17 protein-coding genes are annotated in these 18,776 nt (G+C 59.2%); 11 read left to right on the forward strand and 6 right to left on the reverse strand.

Features of this window, described 5'->3' with window-relative positions; all coding sequences use genetic code 11:
- Positions 1-33: 33 nt before the first annotated feature.
- Complete coding sequence (locus tag A462_RS25795) at positions 34-489, reverse strand: DUF721 domain-containing protein (protein ID WP_008432358.1); 456 nt, start codon at positions 487-489, stop codon at positions 34-36.
- A 305-nt stretch (positions 490-794) separates the two neighbouring features.
- Between A462_RS25795 and secA the strand changes: the two genes are divergently transcribed.
- From secA to A462_RS25780, 3 genes are all read left to right on the forward strand, one after another.
- On the forward strand, positions 795-3,530 hold the full coding sequence (secA, locus tag A462_RS25790) for a preprotein translocase subunit SecA (protein WP_003209775.1): 2,736 nt from the start codon (positions 795-797) through the stop codon (positions 3,528-3,530).
- 122 nt (positions 3,531-3,652) lie between these two features.
- Complete coding sequence (gene argJ / locus A462_RS25785) at positions 3,653-4,870, forward strand: bifunctional glutamate N-acetyltransferase/amino-acid acetyltransferase ArgJ (protein WP_008432361.1); 1,218 nt, start codon at positions 3,653-3,655, stop codon at positions 4,868-4,870.
- Between the two features lie 41 nt (positions 4,871-4,911).
- The gene (locus A462_RS25780) at positions 4,912-5,856 is read left to right on the forward strand and encodes a Nudix family hydrolase (protein ID WP_003209779.1); all 945 of its coding nucleotides are present in this window, start codon (positions 4,912-4,914) and stop codon (positions 5,854-5,856) included.
- A gap of 148 nt (positions 5,857-6,004) precedes the next feature.
- Here the strand turns inward: A462_RS25780 and A462_RS25775 are convergent, their stop codons facing one another.
- The 3 genes from A462_RS25775 to A462_RS25765 are packed head-to-tail and all read right to left on the reverse strand — an operon-like array spanning position 6,005 to position 9,586.
- Positions 6,005-6,583, reverse strand: a complete 579-nt coding sequence (locus A462_RS25775; protein WP_008432363.1) for a cob(I)yrinic acid a,c-diamide adenosyltransferase — start codon at positions 6,581-6,583, stop codon at positions 6,005-6,007.
- Positions 6,584-6,585: 2 nt separating this feature from the next.
- Positions 6,586-8,622 carry a sensor histidine kinase gene (locus tag A462_RS25770; RefSeq protein WP_003209782.1) on the reverse strand — a complete coding sequence of 679 codons (2,037 nt, stop codon included), beginning with the start codon at positions 8,620-8,622 and terminating at the stop codon, positions 6,586-6,588.
- A 46-nt stretch (positions 8,623-8,668) separates the two neighbouring features.
- Positions 8,669-9,586 carry a putative 2-dehydropantoate 2-reductase gene (locus A462_RS25765; RefSeq protein ID WP_008432365.1) on the reverse strand — a complete coding sequence of 306 codons (918 nt, stop codon included), beginning with the start codon at positions 9,584-9,586 and terminating at the stop codon, positions 8,669-8,671.
- Between the two features lie 126 nt (positions 9,587-9,712).
- On the opposite strand from A462_RS25765, the gene A462_RS25760 reads away from it, so the two are divergent.
- On the forward strand, positions 9,713-10,198 hold the full coding sequence (locus A462_RS25760; RefSeq protein ID WP_003209785.1) for a YajQ family cyclic di-GMP-binding protein: 486 nt from the start codon (positions 9,713-9,715) through the stop codon (positions 10,196-10,198).
- A 135-nt stretch (positions 10,199-10,333) separates the two neighbouring features.
- Positions 10,334-11,176, forward strand: a complete 843-nt coding sequence (locus A462_RS25755; protein WP_008432369.1) for a mechanosensitive ion channel family protein — start codon at positions 10,334-10,336, stop codon at positions 11,174-11,176.
- A gap of 191 nt (positions 11,177-11,367) precedes the next feature.
- On the opposite strand, the gene A462_RS25750 is transcribed toward A462_RS25755, so the two are convergent.
- Complete coding sequence (locus A462_RS25750) at positions 11,368-12,639, reverse strand: OprD family porin (protein ID WP_003209790.1); 1,272 nt, start codon at positions 12,637-12,639, stop codon at positions 11,368-11,370.
- Positions 12,640-13,522: 883 nt separating this feature from the next.
- Between A462_RS25750 and A462_RS25745 the strand changes: the two genes are divergently transcribed.
- On the forward strand, positions 13,523-13,948 hold the full coding sequence (locus A462_RS25745) for an HIT domain-containing protein (RefSeq protein WP_008432371.1): 426 nt from the start codon (positions 13,523-13,525) through the stop codon (positions 13,946-13,948).
- Positions 13,949-13,951: 3 nt separating this feature from the next.
- Entirely contained in the window at positions 13,952-14,158 is a 207-nt protein-coding gene (locus A462_RS25740) for a SlyX family protein (RefSeq protein WP_003209796.1), read from the forward strand.
- An 85-nt stretch (positions 14,159-14,243) separates the two neighbouring features.
- Here A462_RS25740 and A462_RS35045 read toward each other — a convergent pair whose 3' ends face one another.
- Positions 14,244-14,846: a cold-shock protein gene (locus A462_RS35045; protein ID WP_003209798.1), complete on the reverse strand. Its 603-nt coding sequence runs from the start codon at positions 14,844-14,846 to the stop codon at positions 14,244-14,246.
- A gap of 428 nt (positions 14,847-15,274) precedes the next feature.
- Here A462_RS35045 and A462_RS25730 point away from each other — a divergent pair, with 428 nt between their 5' ends.
- The 4 genes from A462_RS25730 (at position 15,275) to aspS (ending at position 18,635) form a co-directional block, all read left to right on the forward strand.
- Complete coding sequence (locus A462_RS25730) at positions 15,275-15,748, forward strand: Dps family protein (protein WP_003209800.1); 474 nt, start codon at positions 15,275-15,277, stop codon at positions 15,746-15,748.
- A gap of 209 nt (positions 15,749-15,957) precedes the next feature.
- Positions 15,958-16,311 (forward strand): ribbon-helix-helix domain-containing protein, encoded by a 354-nt coding sequence (locus A462_RS25725; protein WP_032898965.1) that lies wholly within the window; start codon positions 15,958-15,960, stop codon positions 16,309-16,311.
- 218 nt (positions 16,312-16,529) lie between these two features.
- Positions 16,530-16,751, forward strand: coding sequence for an FmdB family zinc ribbon protein (locus tag A462_RS25720; RefSeq protein WP_003209804.1), 222 nt, complete (start codon positions 16,530-16,532; stop codon positions 16,749-16,751).
- A gap of 108 nt (positions 16,752-16,859) precedes the next feature.
- A complete protein-coding gene (gene aspS / locus A462_RS25715) occupies positions 16,860-18,635 on the forward strand; it encodes an aspartate--tRNA ligase (protein WP_003209808.1) in 1,776 nt (591 codons plus the stop codon).
- Positions 18,636-18,776: the final 141 nt, after the last annotated feature.

The following is an 18,776-nucleotide window of genomic DNA, read 5'->3' on the forward strand; positions in this document are numbered from 1 at the left end:
AGCCCGCTCCCACACTTGGTTCTGCGCCGGGTCTCAGGTTTTGGGTTTGGCGTGAGCGGCCAGCCGCTCCAGCGCAGCGCGTAAGTTCGGATCGGTAATCCCGTCTGCCGTGGCCTGAATGGTTTCGGCGGCGATTTCCGACAAATCCATCGTATGCCCCACCGCACCTTGCGGCACGGTCGGCGGTTGCACCTTGAACTGGATGCGCGTCAGGCTGGCGAATTCGTCGAAGGCCATCAATTGGCGCTGCAAACGTTTCTGCTGGTAGCGCAGGCGCGTCGCCCAATGGCCGTCGGTGACGATCAGCAGCAGATTGCCTTCGCGCCACGAGGCCACATGGCAGTGTTCGCGGGCGGCGGGCTGCAGTTGGCTTTCTACCAGGCGTTGCAGATGACCAAGGCGTTGCGCATGGCCGAAGATGGCTTTTAAAGGCTTGGCTTCGCGAAGCAACACGGCGGGAGCTCGGGCCGTAAGAGGGCGAAATGCCATGACTAGACACCTTAAGTAACAGAGAGGCCATGGTAGCAGAAAGCGTCTGCGACACCGCCGCCATTGCATTACCGGCAGTTTATCCATTAAATCAACGAGTAACTTATTGCCCGAATGGGTTGAAGTTCAGCAAAAAGCCCTTATTTTAAACAAGCCCTCTGAGAGCGCCGTGCCTGCATCGTGGAATAACGCCACTTTCCTCACCCACGTTTCCGGGTAGAATGCTCGTTCGCATGCGGCCGTGAGGGCTGCTCGGGCGACTCACGGGGCGCCCTCCATCCCTATGTGTGGAAGAACCTGCCGATATGTTTGCGCCTTTGTTAAAGAAACTTTTTGGAAGCAAGAATGAGCGCGAAGTCAAACGCATGCTCAAGACGGTGCAGCTGGTCAATGCCTTCGAAGAGCAGATGGTTGCCCTTTCGGACGAGCAATTGCGCGCCAAGACCGAAGAGTTCAAGGCCCGCATAGCCAAAGGTGAAACCCTCGACAAGCTGCTTCCCGAAGCCTTTGCGGTCGCCCGTGAAGCCGGTAAGCGTGTCATGGGCATGCGCCACTTCGACGTCCAGTTGATCGGCGGCATGACCTTGCATGAAGGCATGATTGCCGAAATGCGTACCGGTGAAGGCAAGACCCTGGTAGCTACCCTGGGCGTTTACCTCAACGCATTGTCCGGCAAGGGCGTGCACGTTGTGACAGTGAACGACTACCTCGCCCGCCGGGATGCCAACTGGATGCGTCCGCTGTACGAATTCCTCGGCCTGACGGTCGGCGTTGTCACGCCGTTCCAGCCGCCGGAAGAGAAGCGCGCCGCCTACGCTGCCGACATCACCTACGGTACCAACAACGAATTCGGTTTCGACTACCTGCGCGACAACATGGCGTTCAGCATGGAAGAAAAATTCCAGCGCGAACTCAATTTTGCCGTGATCGACGAAGTCGACTCCATCCTGATCGACGAAGCCCGTACCCCGCTGATCATCTCCGGTCAGGCAGAGGACAGCTCGCGCCTGTACACCGAGATCAACAAGCTGATCCCGCGCCTTGAGCAACACATCGAGGAAGTGGAAGGCGTGGTGACCAAAGAAGGTCACTTCACCATCGACGAGAAGACCCGCCAGGTCGAACTCAACGAAGCCGGTCACCAGTTCGTCGAAGACATGCTGACCCAGATCGGCCTGCTGGCCGAAGGCGAGAGCCTGTACTCGGCGCACAACCTGGGTCTGTTGACCCACGTGTATGCCGGCCTGCGCGCCCACAAGCTGTTCCATCGCAACGTTGAATACATCGTGCAGGACGGCCAGGTCGTACTGGTCGACGAACACACCGGTCGTACCATGCCGGGTCGCCGTTTGTCGGAAGGCCTGCACCAGGCGATCGAAGCCAAGGAAGCCCTGAACATCCAGGCTGAAAGCCAGACCCTGGCCTCGACCACCTTCCAGAACTACTTCCGTCTGTACAACAAACTGTCCGGCATGACCGGTACAGCCGACACCGAAGCGTTCGAATTCCACCAGATCTACGGTCTGTCGGTGATGGTTATCCCGCCGAACAAGCCGCTGGCGCGTAAAGACTTCAACGACCTGGTGTTCCTGACCGCCGACGAGAAATACGCTGCAATCGTCGCCGACATCAAGGAATGCATGGCCCAGGGCCGTCCAGTGCTGGTGGGTACTGCCACCATCGAAACTTCCGAGCACATGTCCAGCTTGCTGGCCAAGGAAGGCATCGAGCACAAGGTCCTCAACGCCAAGTTCCACGAAAAAGAAGCCGAGATCATTGCCCAGGCCGGTCGCCCGGGCGCACTGACCATCGCCACCAACATGGCCGGTCGTGGTACCGACATCCTGTTGGGCGGTAACTGGGAAGTGGAAGTTGCGTCCCTGGACAACCCGACCCCTGAGCAGATCGCGCAGATCAAGGCCGACTGGCAGAAGCGCCACCAGCAAGTGCTGGAGTCCGGCGGCTTGCAGGTGATCGCGTCCGAGCGTCACGAATCGCGCCGTATCGACAACCAGCTGCGTGGTCGTGCCGGTCGTCAGGGTGACGCCGGTTCCAGCCGTTTCTACCTGTCCCTGGAAGACAGCCTGATGCGCATCTTCGCCTCGGATCGGGTGAAGAACTTCATGAAAGCCCTGGGCATGCAGTCCGGTGAAGCGATTGAACACCGCATGGTGACCAACGCCATCGAGAAAGCCCAGCGCAAGGTAGAAGGCCGTAACTTCGACATTCGTAAGCAACTGCTCGAGTTCGATGACGTCAACAACGAACAGCGTAAAGTGATTTATCACATGCGTAACAGTTTGTTGGCCGCCACCAACATCGGCGAGACCATTGCCGATTTCCGCCAGGACGTGCTCAACGCCACCGTCAGCGCCCATATCCCGCCACAGTCCCTGCCTGAGCAGTGGGATGTTGCCGGCCTGGAAGCTGCGTTGAAGAGCGACTTCGGTGTCGACTTGCCGGTCCAGCAATGGCTCGACGAAGACGACCACCTGTACGAAGAAACCCTGCGCGAGAAGCTCATGACCGAGCTGCTGGCCGCGTACAACGAGAAAGAAGAGCAGGCGAGTGCCGAAGCACTGCGCACCTTCGAGAAGCAAATCGTACTGCGTGTGCTGGACGACCTGTGGAAAGACCACCTGTCGACCATGGACCACCTGCGTCACGGCATCCACTTGCGTGGCTACGCCCAGAAGAACCCGAAGCAGGAGTACAAGCGCGAGTCGTTTACGCTGTTCTCCGAACTGCTGGATTCGATCAAGCGCGATTCGATTCGTGTGCTGTCCCACGTTCAGGTGCGTCGCGAAGACCCGATCGAGGAAGAAGCCCGCCTGCGTCAGGAAGCCGAGGCACTGGCTGCGCGTATGCAGTTCCAGCACGACGAAGCGCCTGGTCTTGAGGCTCCGGAAGTATTGGGCGAAGAGGTCGATGTGGCCCTGGCCCAGGCCCCGGTGCGCAACGAACAGAAGCTGGGCCGCAACGAACTGTGCTGGTGCGGTTCGGGCAAGAAGTTCAAGCACTGCCACGGCGAAATCAACTAAGATTTTCGCCTGACGCTGCAACACCCCCGCGCCGCGACCGGCATCAGCCGTCGCGGCGTTTTGCCATTTCGTCACCGTCGATAGCGACGGGGTACACACCCAATATTTTTAGGAGCGCATTCATGGCTGTTGGTCTTGGTCCTTTGCCCACGTTGCACCCGGTTGCCGGTTTTGAACTCGGTATCGCTTCGGCGGGCATCAAGCGCCCGGGGCGCAAGGATGTGGTGGTGATGCGCTGTGCCGAAGGCTCGACCGTCGCGGGTGTGTTCACCCTGAACGCGTTTTGCGCCGCGCCCGTGATTCTGGCCAAGCAGCGTGTCGAAGGCCCGGTGCGTTACCTGTTGACCAACACCGGCAATGCCAACGCCGGGACCGGCGAGCCTGGCCTGGCCGCCGCTGCCCGCACCTGCGCCAAGCTGGCGGAGCTGACCGGCGTGGAGGCCAGCCAGGTGCTGCCGTACTCCACCGGCGTGATCGGTGAGCCGCTGCCGGTAGAGAAAATCGAAGGCGCGCTGCAAGCAGCGCTGGATGACCTGTCGGTGGATAACTGGGCGGCTGCGGCTACCGGGATCATGACCACCGACACCCTGCCAAAAGGCGCCAGCCGTCAGTTTGTGCACGAAGGCGTGACCGTTACCGTCACGGGCATCAGCAAAGGCGCCGGCATGATTCGCCCGAACATGGCGACCATGCTGGGCTATATCGCCACCGACGCCAAAGTCTCCCGTGACGTGCTGCAAAACCTGATGCTCGACGGCGCCAACAAGTCCTTCAACCGCATCACCATCGACGGCGACACCTCGACCAACGATTGCTGCATGTTGATCGCCACCGGCCAGGCTGACCTGCCGGAAATCACCTCGTCCAACGGCGCGTATTTCGCCGCGTTGAAGCAGGCGGTGTTCGAAGTGTGCATGGACGTGGCCCAGGCCATCGTGCGCGACGGCGAAGGCGCCACCAAGTTTGTGACGGTTGAAGTCAACGGCGGCGGTAACCACCAGGAATGCCTGGATGTCGGTTACACCGTGGCTCACTCGCCGCTGATCAAGACCGCGCTGTTTGCCTCCGACCCGAACTGGGGCCGTATCCTGGCCGCTGTGGGCCGTGCCGGCGTGCCGAACCTGGACGTGAGCAAGATCGACGTGTTCCTCGGCGAAGTGTGCATCGCCAGCCGTGGCGCCCGGGCCGAGACGTACACCGAAGCCCAGGGTTCGGCGGTGATGCAGCAGGAAGAAATCACCATCCGTATCGAATTGGGTCGCGGTGAGTGCAGCGAAACCATCTGGACCACCGACCTGTCCCACGAGTACGTGAAGATCAACGCGGAATACCGCACCTGATACCAGGTAGGTCTTCAAACCGATTCAGAGGAAATAGTGCGGTGAAACGAGTTCATGTAGCAGCAGCGGTCATCCGGGGTGTCGACGGCAGGATTCTGCTGGCGCGCCGCGCCGATACCCAGCATCAGGGCGGCCTCTGGGAGTTTCCCGGTGGCAAGGTGGAGGCCGATGAGTCGGTCGCTACCGCGCTGTCCCGTGAATTGCAGGAGGAGCTGGGCATCCAGGTCACGGCGGCTCGCCCGTTGATCAAGGTGCAGCATGATTACCCGGACAAACAGGTGTTGCTGGATGTCTGGGAAGTCTCGGCCTTTACCGGCGAGCCCCACGGTGCCGAAGGCCAACCCCTTGAGTGGGTGGCCCAGCGGGACCTGCCGAACTATGAGTTTCCGGCAGCCAATGCGCCGATCGTTGCGGCGGCGCGTTTACCGGCTGACTACTTGATCACTCCGGGCGAGCTGGAGACACCCGTCCTGCTGCGCGGTATTCAAAAAGCCATCGCTGGTGGCATCAAGCTGGTTCAGCTGCGTGCCCCCAACGGTTACGACCCCAAGTACCGTGACCTGGCGGTGGATGCCGTGGGCCTGTGTGCGGGCAAGGCGCAACTGATGCTCAAGGGGCCGTTTGAATGGCTGGGGGATTTTCCCGCGGCCGGCTGGCATATGACCTCGGCGCAACTGCGCAAGTACGCCAGCAAGGGACGTCCTTTGCCGAAGGATCGCTGGTTGGCGGCGTCTTGCCACAATGCTGAGGAATTAGCCTTGGCGGAGTTGATGGACGTGGATTTCGTCACCTTGTCGCCGGTGCAGCCCACCCTGACTCATCCTGATGCCGAGCCGTTGGGCTGGGAGCAGGCGCAGCAGTTGATCAGTGGGTTCAGCAAACCGGTGTTCTTGCTCGGTGGGGTGGGTCCTGCTGAGCGGGAAAAGGCCTGGGAGGCTGGTGCTCAAGGTGTGGCGGGGATTCGGGCGTTCTGGCCTGAGGTTTAGGCATAACCCTGGCGAGTGGCCAGGGGAGCTGTTGTGGCGAGGGAGCTTGCTCCCGCTGGAGTGCGCAGCGCTCCCGCTTTTTTGGGGCCGCTACGCAGCCCAGCGGGAGCAAGTTCCCTCGCCACAGGTTGCAATCGGTCAGTAAGCGTCAGTGCGGCTTTGCCGCCGCCTGCCACAAGATCTCTGCAACGCCCTGGCGCTTGGCAATCACCCTGGCTGCCACAAAGAGCAAGTCCGACAGCCGGTTGATGTACGCCAACCCGACGCCTTCCAGCGGTTCCTCTGCATTCAGGTGCTGACACCGGCGCTCCGCACTGCGAGCCAGGCTTCGGCATACATGGGCCTGGGCAATCAACGCCGAACCACCCGGCAGAATGAAGTTCTCCAGCGGCCCGACCTCTTCATTCCAGCGATCGATCGCCGCCTCAAGCCGGTCGACTTCCGCCGCGTTCAGCGCCTTGTACACCGGCATCGCCAATTCGCCGCCCAGGTCAAACAGACGATGCTGGCAAGGTGTCAGCACCTCGATCACATCCTTCAACGCTGGATGCTGCCCGCTTTGTTCCTCCAATCCCGCCAGCAACAAACCCAACTGGCTGTTCAGCGCATCCACCTCGCCAATCGCCTCCACCCGTGGATGGTCCTTGGGCACGCGGCGGCCGTCGCCCAGGCCGGTTTCGCCCTTGTCGCCGGTACGGGTGTAAATTTTCGACAGGCGAAAGCCCATGGTTAGCGCTCCAGTTGAGTGAGTTCGTTGGGTGGCAATTGGCTGCCCGCCAGGGGCAGGCGCAAGGTGAAGCAGGTACCCTGGCCAAGGGTCGAATGCACTTCCATCTGCCCCTTGTGATTGTTGGTGATGATGAAATACGAAACCGACAACCCAAGCCCGGTGCCCTGGCCGATTTCCTTGGTGGTGAAGAACGGCTCAAACGTGCGTTTGCGCACGTTCTCGCTCATACCGATGCCGTTGTCTTCCACCTGGATTTCTGCCCACGGCGGGTTGAGCCGGGTGCGCAGGATGATCCGGCCGGGCTCGCTGCCGTCTTCGCGCTGATGAATCGCCTGGGCGGCGTTTTTCAGCAGGTTGAGCAGTACTTGCTCCAGTTCGTTGGCGGTGCCGGGTACCGGGCCCAGTTGCGGGTCGAACTGGCGGATGATCGCCTGGCCCTTGAAGTCGAAGCCGACGGTGAGGTCGAAGTCGTTGCCGGCAATTTCCACGGCCTGGTCGATCAAGGCCGGCAAGTCGCACGGCGCCATCTGCCGGTTGCTGCGGCGGCTGAAGCTGAGCATGTGGGTGACGATTTTCGCCGCCCGGGCGCCAGCCTGCTGGATGCCGTCGAGCAACTGTGGCACTTCGCGGCTTTGCAGGTAGCGGTTGACCGAGTCCAGGTCGATACCCGCCTGTTCGGCGTGCTCGAGGTTTTTCGGCAGTTCGTTGGACAACCGGCGGCGAATGTTCTGCACGTTATGCAGGATCGCTCCCAGCGGGTTGTTGATTTCGTGCGCCATGCCGGCGGCCAGGCCACCGACCGAGAGCATTTTCTCTGACTGCACCATCATTTCTTCCAGGGACAAGCGCTGGGTGATGTCGTCGATCCGGATCACCACGCCGCGCCCGGCACCGCCCATCAACGGGTAGAAGGTCAGGGCGTAGTGCTTGGGTTCGTCATCCTTGACCCAGGTAACGCGCTCGATCCGCTCTACGGTGTGTTGCTCTACCGTGGCCTTGATCTGCGGCAGGAACGGCTTGAGCGGCTGGAAGGCGAGGAAGATCGGCTGGTTCAGTGCCTCGTCCAGGCGGGTCCCGGAAAGTGCGCTGGCTTCCTGGTTCCACTGGGTGACGTAGAGTTGTTCGTCGAGGGCGATCAGCGCCGAGGGCATCGAGTCGATGATGCTGTTGAGGTAGTTCTGGAAGCCGGTGAGCTTTTTCTCGATCTTGCTGCGCACCTGGACTTCCAGTTCCAGCTTGCGATTGGTGTGGCGGGTTTCTTCCGCCAAGCCCTGGGCTTGATCGTAGGCGGCCTGGGAATCGTCTCGCGCGCGCTTGAGTTGCTGCTCACGGGCTTCAATGCGCGAAAGCATGGTGTTGAAAGCTTCGGCGAGGCTGCCGATTTCATCATGATTGCCGCGCCCGGCGCGCAGGGCGTAGTTCTCTTCCCGGGTGACCTGGCGCGACAATTCTTCCAGTTCATGGATCGGCCGGGTAATCAGGCGCTTGATCTGCCGGGCGATCACCAGCCACAGCAGCACGCTGAAGATCAGGATACCCAGGCTGGCGGTGAAGGTACCGGTATAGAAAGCCACCGGCAGTTCGCTGCTGGCCACCAGCAGCAAGTGCCCGGACGGTTTGCCGGCACGGGGCAGGGTGATCACCTGGTTGCTGCGAAATTCGGTGGTACGCCAGGTTTCAATGTCCCGGAAATTATCTGGCAGGTGCAGGCGATTGGCATGTTGCAGCTGGGCCAGGCGCGTGCCATCTCCGTCGTATAAGGCCGCGGCCCGCAATGGCGAGTAGCTGGTCAGTTCATCCAGCAGGGTTTGCGCCTTGAGCGGTGAGTCCAGGGACTCGGCGGCGAGCGAGGGGTTGGACACCAGCCGACCGATGGCCTGCAAGGCCTGGGGCGCCATGCTTTCCTGGGAGATCCAGTAGGCGGCGCTGATAAAGGTCAGGTTGGCCACCAGCAAGACGGTGGTCAACAAAACCAGCAGGGCCGCCAGCAGTTTCTGCCCAACCGGTAGATTTTCGAGACGCTGGCGCAGTGGCATCAAGGTTTTCGCTGCAAAGGAACAAGCAGGCAGGGTAGCGCGTGCTTCAGTCGCTGGGCAATCCGCGTGCAGACAGTTGCCGTACCAGGCGCGCCTGGAGTTGTTGCAGGTGCGGCAAGCTCAGTTGGTGGCGGGCGGCCGCCTGGCAGGCATAGCCCAGCAAATAGCTGATTTCGGTGCGTCGGGCACTGGCCACGTCCTGGTACATCGAGGAGTAATTGGCCGCCGTGGCCTGGATTACCCGTTCCACTTCGCTGTGCAAATCCTCTGCGGCAGCGGGTTGGCCGCAGCATTCCAGCAGGTCGGCGAGTTCGGCGCACAGGGTGGCCACTTCGCACTGATGGTCTTGCAGCTCGCCATTGCGACATTGGTAAAGCACGGTCAGCGGGTTGATGGCGCAGTTCAGGGCCAGTTTGCGCCACAGGCGGGTGAGGATGTCGGTGCTCCACTCATGGGGAATGCCGGCGGCTTGCAGGTCATCCAGCCACAGCGGCGGAGTAGGGTGCCGAGCATCCCCCAGCCAGGTGTAGCCATGGCCGGCAAACACTACTCGCCAGTCACTCTCGCGAAACGCGCCTTCGGTGCTGGAGGCGAAGATGCAGCGTGCCTGGGGCAGTTGGGCGGCGACTGCGTCCTGGCTGCCCAGCCCGTTTTGCAACAGGATCAGTTCGGCGTCCGGCACCAGTCGATGTTCCAGCTGTGCGACGGCTTCCTGGGCGTCGTAGGCCTTGCATGCCACCAGCAGGCGATGAATTTGCCCAGGGCTGTCGGAGGTTTCGCCGACGACCGGGTAGGTGTGAGCCACGCCTTGCTCGACCAGGGTCAGGCCATTGGCCGTCTGATAGCTCGCCAACCGCCTGTGATCCCGCAGGATCAGGCGCACGGGCAGCCCGGCGCGGGCCAGGCGGGCGGCCCACAGTGTTCCGAGGCTGCCGGCGCCGAGGACGTGCCAGGTGGTCGACATCAGTTTTTACTCCGTAAGGCTGCCCGCAGTGAACGAGGCGAAAGAACCGCTATAATGCCCGGGCATTTTAGCCCGGGCGTGCTCCATCTCTACTGAGCCGCGCCCCTTTTTTATTGGAGAAATTACATGCCGTCGTTCGACGTGGTATCCGAACTGGACAAACATGAAGTCACCAACGCCGTCGAGAACGCCGTCAAGGAGCTGGATCGCCGCTATGACTTGAAGGGCAAGGGCAGCTTCGAGTTCAAGGAAAAGGAGCTGACCGTCAACCTGACCGCGGAAGCCGACTTCCAGCTGGAAGCGATGATTGAGATCCTCAAGCTGTCTCTGGTCAAGCGCAAGATCGACGCGCAATGCCTCGAAATCAAGGATGCCTATGCGTCCGGCAAGCTGATGAAGCAGGAAGCCGTGCTCAAGGAAGGCATCGACAAGGAGCTGGCGAAGAAAATCGTCGCCCACGTCAAGGACGCCAAGCTCAAGGTCCAGGCCGCCATCCAGGGCGAGCAGGTACGTATCACCGGTAAGAAGCGTGACGACTTGCAAGAGGCCATTGCTGCCCTGCGCGCCAAGACCTTCGACATGCCGCTGCAGTTCAATAACTTCCGCGACTGATAGCACTTTGGGGAACCTGTGGGCGTTTTTGACGTCCCACGCCCCAGAACCTGCGCCCACCATTGAGCCCTACGGGGCTCAATTGTATTTAGGGCCAACCAATAGGCCGAGCATCCGGTAAACAGGAGAATGTAGATGGACTTGAACGCTGAAGTGGATCACCTGATCAAGAGCTCGGAGTCATGGTTACCGATGATCATGGAATACGGCAGCCGATTTTTGCTGGCGGTGGTCACCCTGGCCATCGGTTGGTGGCTGATCAACGTCTTGACCCACCGAGTGGGGCGTTTGCTGGCACTGCGTAATGCGGACCTGGCGCTGCAACACTTCATTACCAGCCTTGCGAACATTGCGCTCAAGGTCATGCTGGTGGTCAACGTGGCCTCGATGATCGGCGTCGCAACTACCTCGTTCGTTGCCGCGATCGGCGCCGCCACCCTGGCCATCGGCCTGGCATTGCAAGGCAGCCTGGCGAACTTCGCCGGCGGCGTGCTGATTCTGTTGTTCCGTCCGTTCCGCATTGGTGACTGGATCGAAGCCCAGGGCACTTCCGGTACCGTCGACAGCATCCAGATCTTTCACACCGTGTTGCGCACCGGCGACAACAAGACGGTGATCATCCCGAACGGCAGCCTGTCCAACGGCCTCATCACCAACACCAACCGTCAGCCGACCCGTAAAGTGGTATTTGATGTGGGTGTCGACTACGAAGCCGACCTGCAGAAAGCGCGCGAAGTGCTGTTGGAACTGGCCAAGGACCCACGGGTACTGGCTGATCCTGCGCCGGCAGCCGTGGTTTCGACCCTGGGCGACAGTTCAATCACTGTATCCCTGCGAGTCTGGACCAAGACCTCGGATTATTGGGATGTGATGTTCATGTTCAATGAACTGGCACGTGACCGTTTGAAAGCGGCGGGGATTGATATTCCGTTTCCACAACGGGTTATTCGCGTCATGCAGGAAAGTGCTGGGAAGTAATAGTGTGACTGGATGATTAAACCTGGCCGATGTGTCAGGTTTGTTACGCAGGATTAAACTAGATAGTTAGCTTGCTAGTTATCGGGTTGTTGAGATTAAGTTGCAATAAAAAAGCCGCTCACTTGCGAACAAGTGAGCGGCTTTTTAGTTAGGGCCGAAACCCTAAGTCATCGTTGTAATCAAACTGCCAATTACAAGATGTTCAGCGGGTATTGCGCGATCAGACGCAGTTCGTCGATGGACGCCGAACCGTAGTACACACCATCGCTGGAGCGATAAGTGGCTTGACGCACGCGCAGGCTCAGGTCTTTTGCCGGGCCGCTCTGGATCACGTACTTGGCTTCGATGTCACGTTCCCACTCTTTGCCGTTCGAGGTGTCGGCGGTGTTGGCGCCGGTACCTTTGACGTAACGAGTCATGAAGCTCAGGCCTGGTACGCCGAAAGTCGCCATGTTCAGGTCGTAGCGAGCCTGGAACGACTTCTCGTCTTCAGCGTTGAAGTCGGAACGAGCGATGGAGTTGGCAAGGAAGATCGTGCCGCCGCCGTCTACGCCGTAGCCGTAGTCACCGTCACCGCTGACCTTCTGGTAGGCCAGGGTAAAGGTGTGAGCCTGGATGGTGTACGCGCCTTGCAAGCTGTAGGCACGGTTGTCCAGTTTGGTGGTGCCGTCTTTCTCAGCCCGTTGCAGGCCAGCGCCATCACTTTTGGTGCTGTAGATGTTGAAGTCGACCGCCAGGGACTGCTCATTGCTGAGCGCATGGGTCCAGTTCAGGTTGGCGTAGGTTTTTTTCCAGTAGTCTTCGGTCTTCGCGTAGTAGAGGCTGGCGCTGACTTCTGGAGTCAGGGCGTAGACACCACCGATGAAGTCGGTTTTTGTCAGGCCCAGGCTGTCGCGGTAGGTCTGGGCTTGTGCCACGCTCGAAGTGAAGTGACCGCCTTCAAGTTTCAGGCCTTTGATCTCGTTGCTGGTCAGCGAGATACCCTGTGGCAATTCAGGCAGCAGACGGCTGTCATCGGAAGCGAATACAGGCGCGGTGGTGTACTGGTCGCCGATTTTCAGGACCGTATCGGAGATACGGAACTTAACTGCGCCGCCGCCCTTGGAGTAATCATCCTGAGCGCGACCGTCGGAGCCAGTTGGAAACAGGCCAGTGCCGGAACGACCCTTGCCGCTGTCCAGTTTGACGCCCAACAGACCGATGACGTCGACACCCACACCGATGGTGCCTTGGGTGAAGCCCGACTGGTACAGGCCGTTGAAGCCCAGACCGGTTTCGTCGACGCGGCTCTTGCCGGTGTCATTGTTACGGAAGTCGCGGCTAAAGTTCAGGAGGCGAGTGTTGATGCTGAAAGTGCTGTCTTCAACAAAGCCCTTGGAATCGTCCTGGGAGGACGCCATTGCGAACTGCGAGGTGCCTGCTGAAACAGCCAGGGCGATCATGCTCCACTTCATCACGCGCATCGTGATTTGCTCCTTTGGTTTTAGGAAGAGTACTGCCGTCCCACCTATATTTTTGTCTGGGCGGCTCTTTCTTTTTTGTGTCGGCGCAAAGTTATATCACGCAGACATTATTGACGATACTTGCACATCTATCCTTTCAGCTTCTTTACGGGCCTGTCGTAAATTGCTAGCTCCATGTCGCAAATTCACAGTCCACTTGTAACCGGACTGACAACTTCAATGCTGTTTTAAAACCTTGGAAGCGGGGTGGAAAAGTCACCCCTGAAAGTTTCAACTCATCCCTGCCAGGCATTGAACCGCTGTTATTTTCCGTCGCGAAACACCTGCTTCCCGCCGGTGCCGTTGTCGACGATATGGGTGTGAATGCAACAAGCGTGCACAAACCCGTAACCGAATGTGATTTTTTCGTGAAAAGTGTCAACGGCCTGTAAAAACCGCATAAGCACGGGCTTTTTACGCCGTTTGGTTTGGCCTTGACGCGCCTGCCGCACTCCGGTTCGGTGGCGCATAAAACCTTTACCAGAGCAAAACGTTACCGGTTCACCCCGTTCGGTGGGTAGTTGGCGGATCCCTTTGAAGCACAAATGGGTCATTTTGGTGCAGTGCTTCACTGGCTGCGTTTCTGCTCCCGTTCAGCCTTCGCCTTTTGAAAGCCGTCTGGCTCAAGGTCTTGAAGCATGTTCCGCGTCCCGACTTTGACCAGAATTGGATACATTGGTCATTTAGCGTAGCTGAAATATTGGCCTGTCTCGAAATGGTGCGCTTTTTTTCGTGGCGTCCTGTTTGGGCGCGTATTCGGCCACGCGCATTCGCCGTGAAGCGACTGGCATTCGCAGGTATGCTGGGCGCCTGAAACCTGACCCGCCGAACGGGAGTGACTGCTGTGTTCGCCTTAGATCCACGTCTTCAACAAGACACCTTGCCTATCGGGGATTTCCCCCTGTGTCGGCTGCTGCTTTCCAATGACTCGAATTACCCCTGGTTCATCCTGGTGCCGCGCATTGACGGTATCAGCGAAGTGTTTCAACTGGATGTCGCCGACCAGCAGCGGGTGTGGCAGGAAAGCACGGCACTGGCACAGTGGCTGAACGAAGGGTTCGGCGCCGACAAAATGAATATCGGTGCCTTGGGTAATGTGGTCAGCCAGCTGCACGTGCATGTGATCGTACGCAAGCGCGACGACGCGGCCTGGCCTGCGCCGGTCTGGGGCAAGCACCCGGCGAGGCCCTACAGTGACGAGCAAGTGGTGGCAATTCGTACGCGCCTGCGCGAGATCCTGCCGGCCGACTTCACGTTCCTGGAGGCTTGAGCCATGGATCTTCAAGCCCGCGTGACCGACCTGGAAAGCCGCCTGGCCTTTCAGGACGACACCATCGAGACCCTGAATGACATCCTGGTCACCCAGCAGCGTGCCGTGGAACGCCTGCAGTTGCAGATGACTGCGTTGCTCAAGCGCCAGGAAGAAATGGGCGGCCAGTTCGAGTCGTCCGAGGAAGAGGCGCCGCCGCCTCATTATTAATAAGGCAGGGGTTGAACCCCCGGGCATAAAAAAACCGCGATGCAGCCAGGCTGCATCGCGGTTTCTTTTTTTCGGGGTGCTGGAATCAGCGACGCGGCAATGCGGCGATCACATCTTCAGCTTGCAGCCCCTTGTCACGGTTCATGACGGAGAACTCCACGCGCTGGCCTTCCACCAGTACGCGATGGCCTTCGCCGCGAATCGCCCGGAAGTGGACGAAGATATCGTCGCCCGAATCCCGGGAAATAAAGCCGAAGCCCTTGGAGGTGTTGAACCACTTGACGGTCCCGGTATCCCGGTTGGTCATGTCGTAGCTTTGCGACGCAGCGGCCGGGGAGGAGCGGTAAAAACTGATGGCCAGATGAAGAACGATGGCTACCAGTGCTATTGCCAGGCTGAGCAGGACGGCCGGGTGGCCACCCACTTCAGGCATAGGCGCCAGCAGGGTGAGGGTTTGCACGACAACAGCCAGGACCAGCAGGGCGCTGACCAGGTTTTGCAGTTGATGACGCGGGCCTTTGTTCCAGTATGGAATGACTGGAGCCAGTGTCAGGTTAAGAAGACCAAAGAAGGTCAGGTAGAGAGCGTCAGGTTGCTGCAGGTAAGGCAGGGTCTCTGATCGCAGGCTGGGGATAAAGGACAGCAGCAAAGCTGCAGCGCCCGTTAGCAGGTGGACGATTTTCAACATTTTGATTAACTCACGTTAAGACGGATCACAAGGAAGAGCTGACGGGCACGGTTCGCTTCTGAACAATGGGAGGCGTTGGGCACGTGCACGGGTATCAGCCTATGCCGCTTGCCGCGAAAAATATCGGCGGCGACACGCTGCCTATTTAACAGCAAAGCCTGTGCCTACTCAAATCAAGCATTTCAGGCTGTTACAAGGGGCGCGGCATTTCTGCGTCAAACACTTGTCCTAGACAGGTGCAGGCTTTTTCGCAGGTGCTGGGTAATTTTTCCGGTAGCTGTTGAAGCCTTGCCTGTCGGGCAAGCCCGCTCTGCAAGGGGCGATTTGCCGCACCTTGAAAGGGTCAGCCAGGCTGCGCACGGCCGGCACTCTTGCTAGAGTGGTCCTGCACCTGATCAATGAATTTTTATCAATTGAAGGGGAAACACATGGCAATCGATATTGGTATCAGTGAAGAAGACCGTAAATCAATCGTTGATGGACTTTCGCGACTGCTTTCCGATACCTATGTACTTTACCTGAAGACCCACAACTTCCATTGGAACGTAACGGGGCCCATGTTTCGTACACTGCACTTGATGTTTGAAGAGCAGTACAACGAACTGGCGCTGGCGGTGGATTCAATCGCAGAGCGTATTCGTGCCCTGGGCTTTCCCGCGCCGGGTGCCTACTCGGTGTATGCGCGACTTTCTTCGATCAAGGAAGAAGAGGGTGTGCCAAGCGCTGAAGACATGATCAAGCAACTGGTCGAAGGCCAGGAAGCGGTGACTCGCACAGCCCGGGGGATCTTCCCGTTGTTGGATAAAGTCAGTGATGAACCGACGGCGGACTTGCTGACCCAGCGTATGCAAGTGCATGAAAAGACCGCATGGATGTTGCGTTCCCTGCTCGAAAACAAATAACACCGGTGGCGGGAGGGCGTCGAGCTGACGCCCCTCGCATGCCTGCTTTCCGGCGATTTCCGCGATTCCGCGAGCTTCCTGATACGCGCGTTGGCTTGTCCTACGGTGATCGGCTCCCTGTCTTCTGGCTGCACTTGTCGTCTTGATGTTTTATAGCTCAACGGCCAACGAGAACATGAGTGGCCGTCAGGCAATGGAGTGTCAAGTGTATGTCACGCGGAGCAGGTAATGGAGTTATGGAAACGTGCGGATTGCACAAGATAAAGGTAGATCTCTTTGCCAAGGGGTTCGATATGAACTTGGCCAGGCCATTGTCCCGATCGGTTCGGCTTAATGGTTTTTCGACGTGTTTGCGGCTCGAAGAGGTGTATTGGAATATCCTCGCGGAGATCGCCAGGATCAATACGTGTTCGGTCAGTGCGCTGCTGTCTTACGTGGACCGGGAAGTGCACTTGCGTTATGGCGGTGTAAAGAACTTCAGCGGTCTGGTCAGGGTGGTTTGCGTGGTGCATGTATTGAAAGGGCGGCTTGTCGCGCCCAGTGTCCAGCCGGACCCTGCATGAACCTTGTGCCGGGCGCCCGTCCCGGGATTGCCCCGGGTCGGGCGCCCGGCAGAAGCCTGCTGCAGTCATCTATATAAAGAGCAGCGCGCCGCTACGGCTGCACAGCCTCGATTTACCAGATATAATCCCGGGCTTTGCTGCGCATGCCGGGACTTTCCCACAGGATAGAGCCAGGGCAGGGCGTGGCGCAGTAATGATCTGATCGCCGAGACATCTCCATGCCCATGTACGACTATCAATGCGCTTCCTGTGGTCATCAGTTGGAAGCCATTCAAAAGATCAGCGCAGCGCCGCTGGTCGATTGCCCTGCCTGCCAGGCACCGGAGCTCAAGAAGATGTTGTCCATGCCGGGCTTTCGCCTGAGTGGCAACGGTTGGTACGAGACCGACTTCAAGACCGGTTCGAAGAAGAATCTGGCCGGCGGCGACAAAGCAGACTGAGTTGAACTCTACGCGCAGGCTCCTGCATTATCCGTCACCTGACTTAGCTGTACGGTGATGAGGCGGGCCTCCACCGAATTTCGAATTACGAGAAGCGAAACCACTATCATGATGCGCAGCCACTATTGCGGCCAACTGAACGAGACCCTGGAAGGTCAGGAAATCACCCTTTGCGGATGGGTTCACCGTCGCCGCGACCACGGCGGGGTGATCTTCCTCGATATCCGTGATCGTGATGGTCTGGCCCAGGTGGTGTTCGATCCGGACCGCGCCGAGAGCTTCGCCGCCGCCGATCGCGTGCGCAGCGAGTACGTCGTGAAGATCACCGGCAAGGTTCGCCTGCGTCCGGCCGGTGCCACCAACGCCAACATGGCGTCGGGCATGATCGAAGTGCTGGGTTACGAACTGGAAGTGCTGAACGAGTCGGAAACTCCGCCGTTCCCGCTGAACGAGTTCTCTGACGTTGGCGAAGAAACCCGCCTGCGTTATCGCTTCCTGGACCTGCGTCGCCCGGAAATGGCCGAGAAGCTGCGCCTGCGTTCGCGCATGACCACCAGCATCCGTCGCTTCCTCGACGAGAACGGCTTCCTCGACGTCGAGACGCCGATCCTGACCCGTGCTACCCCGGAAGGCGCCCGCGACTACCTGGTGCCGAGCCGTACCCACGCCGGTTCCTTCTTCGCCTTGCCACAATCGCCACAGCTGTTCAAGCAACTGCTGATGGTCGCCGGCTTCGACCGTTACTACCAGATCGCCAAGTGCTTCCGTGACGAAGACCTGCGGGCCGACCGCCAGCCGGAATTCACCCAGATCGACATCGAGACCAGTTTCCTCGATGAAAAAGAGATCATGGGCATCACCGAGCAGATGATCCGCAACCTGTTCAAGGAAGTGCTGAACCTGGAGTTCGGCGAATTCCCGCACATGACCTTCGAAGAAGCCATGCGCCGTTACGGTTCCGACAAGCCAGACCTGCGTAACCCGCTGGAACTGGTTGACGTTGAAGACCAACTGAAAGATGTCGACTTCAAGGTGTTCAGCGGCCCGGCCAACGACCCGAAATGCCGTATCGCCGCACTGCGCGTGCCTGGCGCTGCGAGCATGCCGCGCAAGCAGATCGACGACTACACCAAGTTCGTTGGCATCTACGGTGCCAAGGGCCTGGCGTACATCAAGGTCAACGAGCGCGCCAAGGGCGTTGAAGGCCTGCAGTCGCCAATCGTCAAGAACATCCCTGAAGCCAACCTCAATGTGATCCTGGATCGTGTTGGCGCAGTTGACGGCGACATCGTGTTCTTCGGTGCCGACAAGTCGAAGATCGTCAGCGAAGCGCTGGGTGCACTGCGGATCAAGGTCGGCAACGACCTGAACCTGCTGACCTGCCAGTGGGCGCCGATGTGGGTTGTCGACTTCCCGATGTTCGAAGAAAACGACGACGGCAGCTTCAGCGCACTGCACCACCCGTTCACCGCGCCGAAGTGCACGCCGCAAGAGCTGGAAGCCAACCCGGCTGGCGCTCTGTCCCGTGCCTACGACATGGTGCTCAACGGCACCGAGCTGGGTGGCGGTTCGATCCGTATCCACCGCAAGGAAATGCAGCAATCGGTCTTCCGCCTGCTGGGCATCAACGAAGATGAGCAGCAAGAGAAGTTCGGCTTCCTGCTCGACGCCCTGAAATACGGCGCGCCACCCCATGGCGGCCTGGCCTTCGGCCTGGACCGTCTGGTGATGCTGATGACCGGTGCCCAGTCGATCCGTGAAGTGATTGCCTTCCCGAAAACCCAAAGTGCTGCCGACGTCATGACGCAAGCGCCGGGTGTGGTGGATGCCAAGGCACTGCGCGAGCTGCATATCCGTCTGCGCGAGACACCAAAGGCTGAGTAAGGCCGCAGCGTGAAAGCGCGATAAGGTTTTACATTGTCAGCTAAGGGCGCATCTTCGGATGCGCCTTTGCGTTACAAGGGCTGCACGTTAAAGAGGGAAGTCCCGCCTGGGGCGGGATCGACAGGTTTCTACAGAATTTCG

The sequence above is a fragment of the Pseudomonas sp. Ag1 genome, assembly GCF_000278565.1.
Taxonomy (GTDB): domain Bacteria; phylum Pseudomonadota; class Gammaproteobacteria; order Pseudomonadales; family Pseudomonadaceae; genus Aquipseudomonas.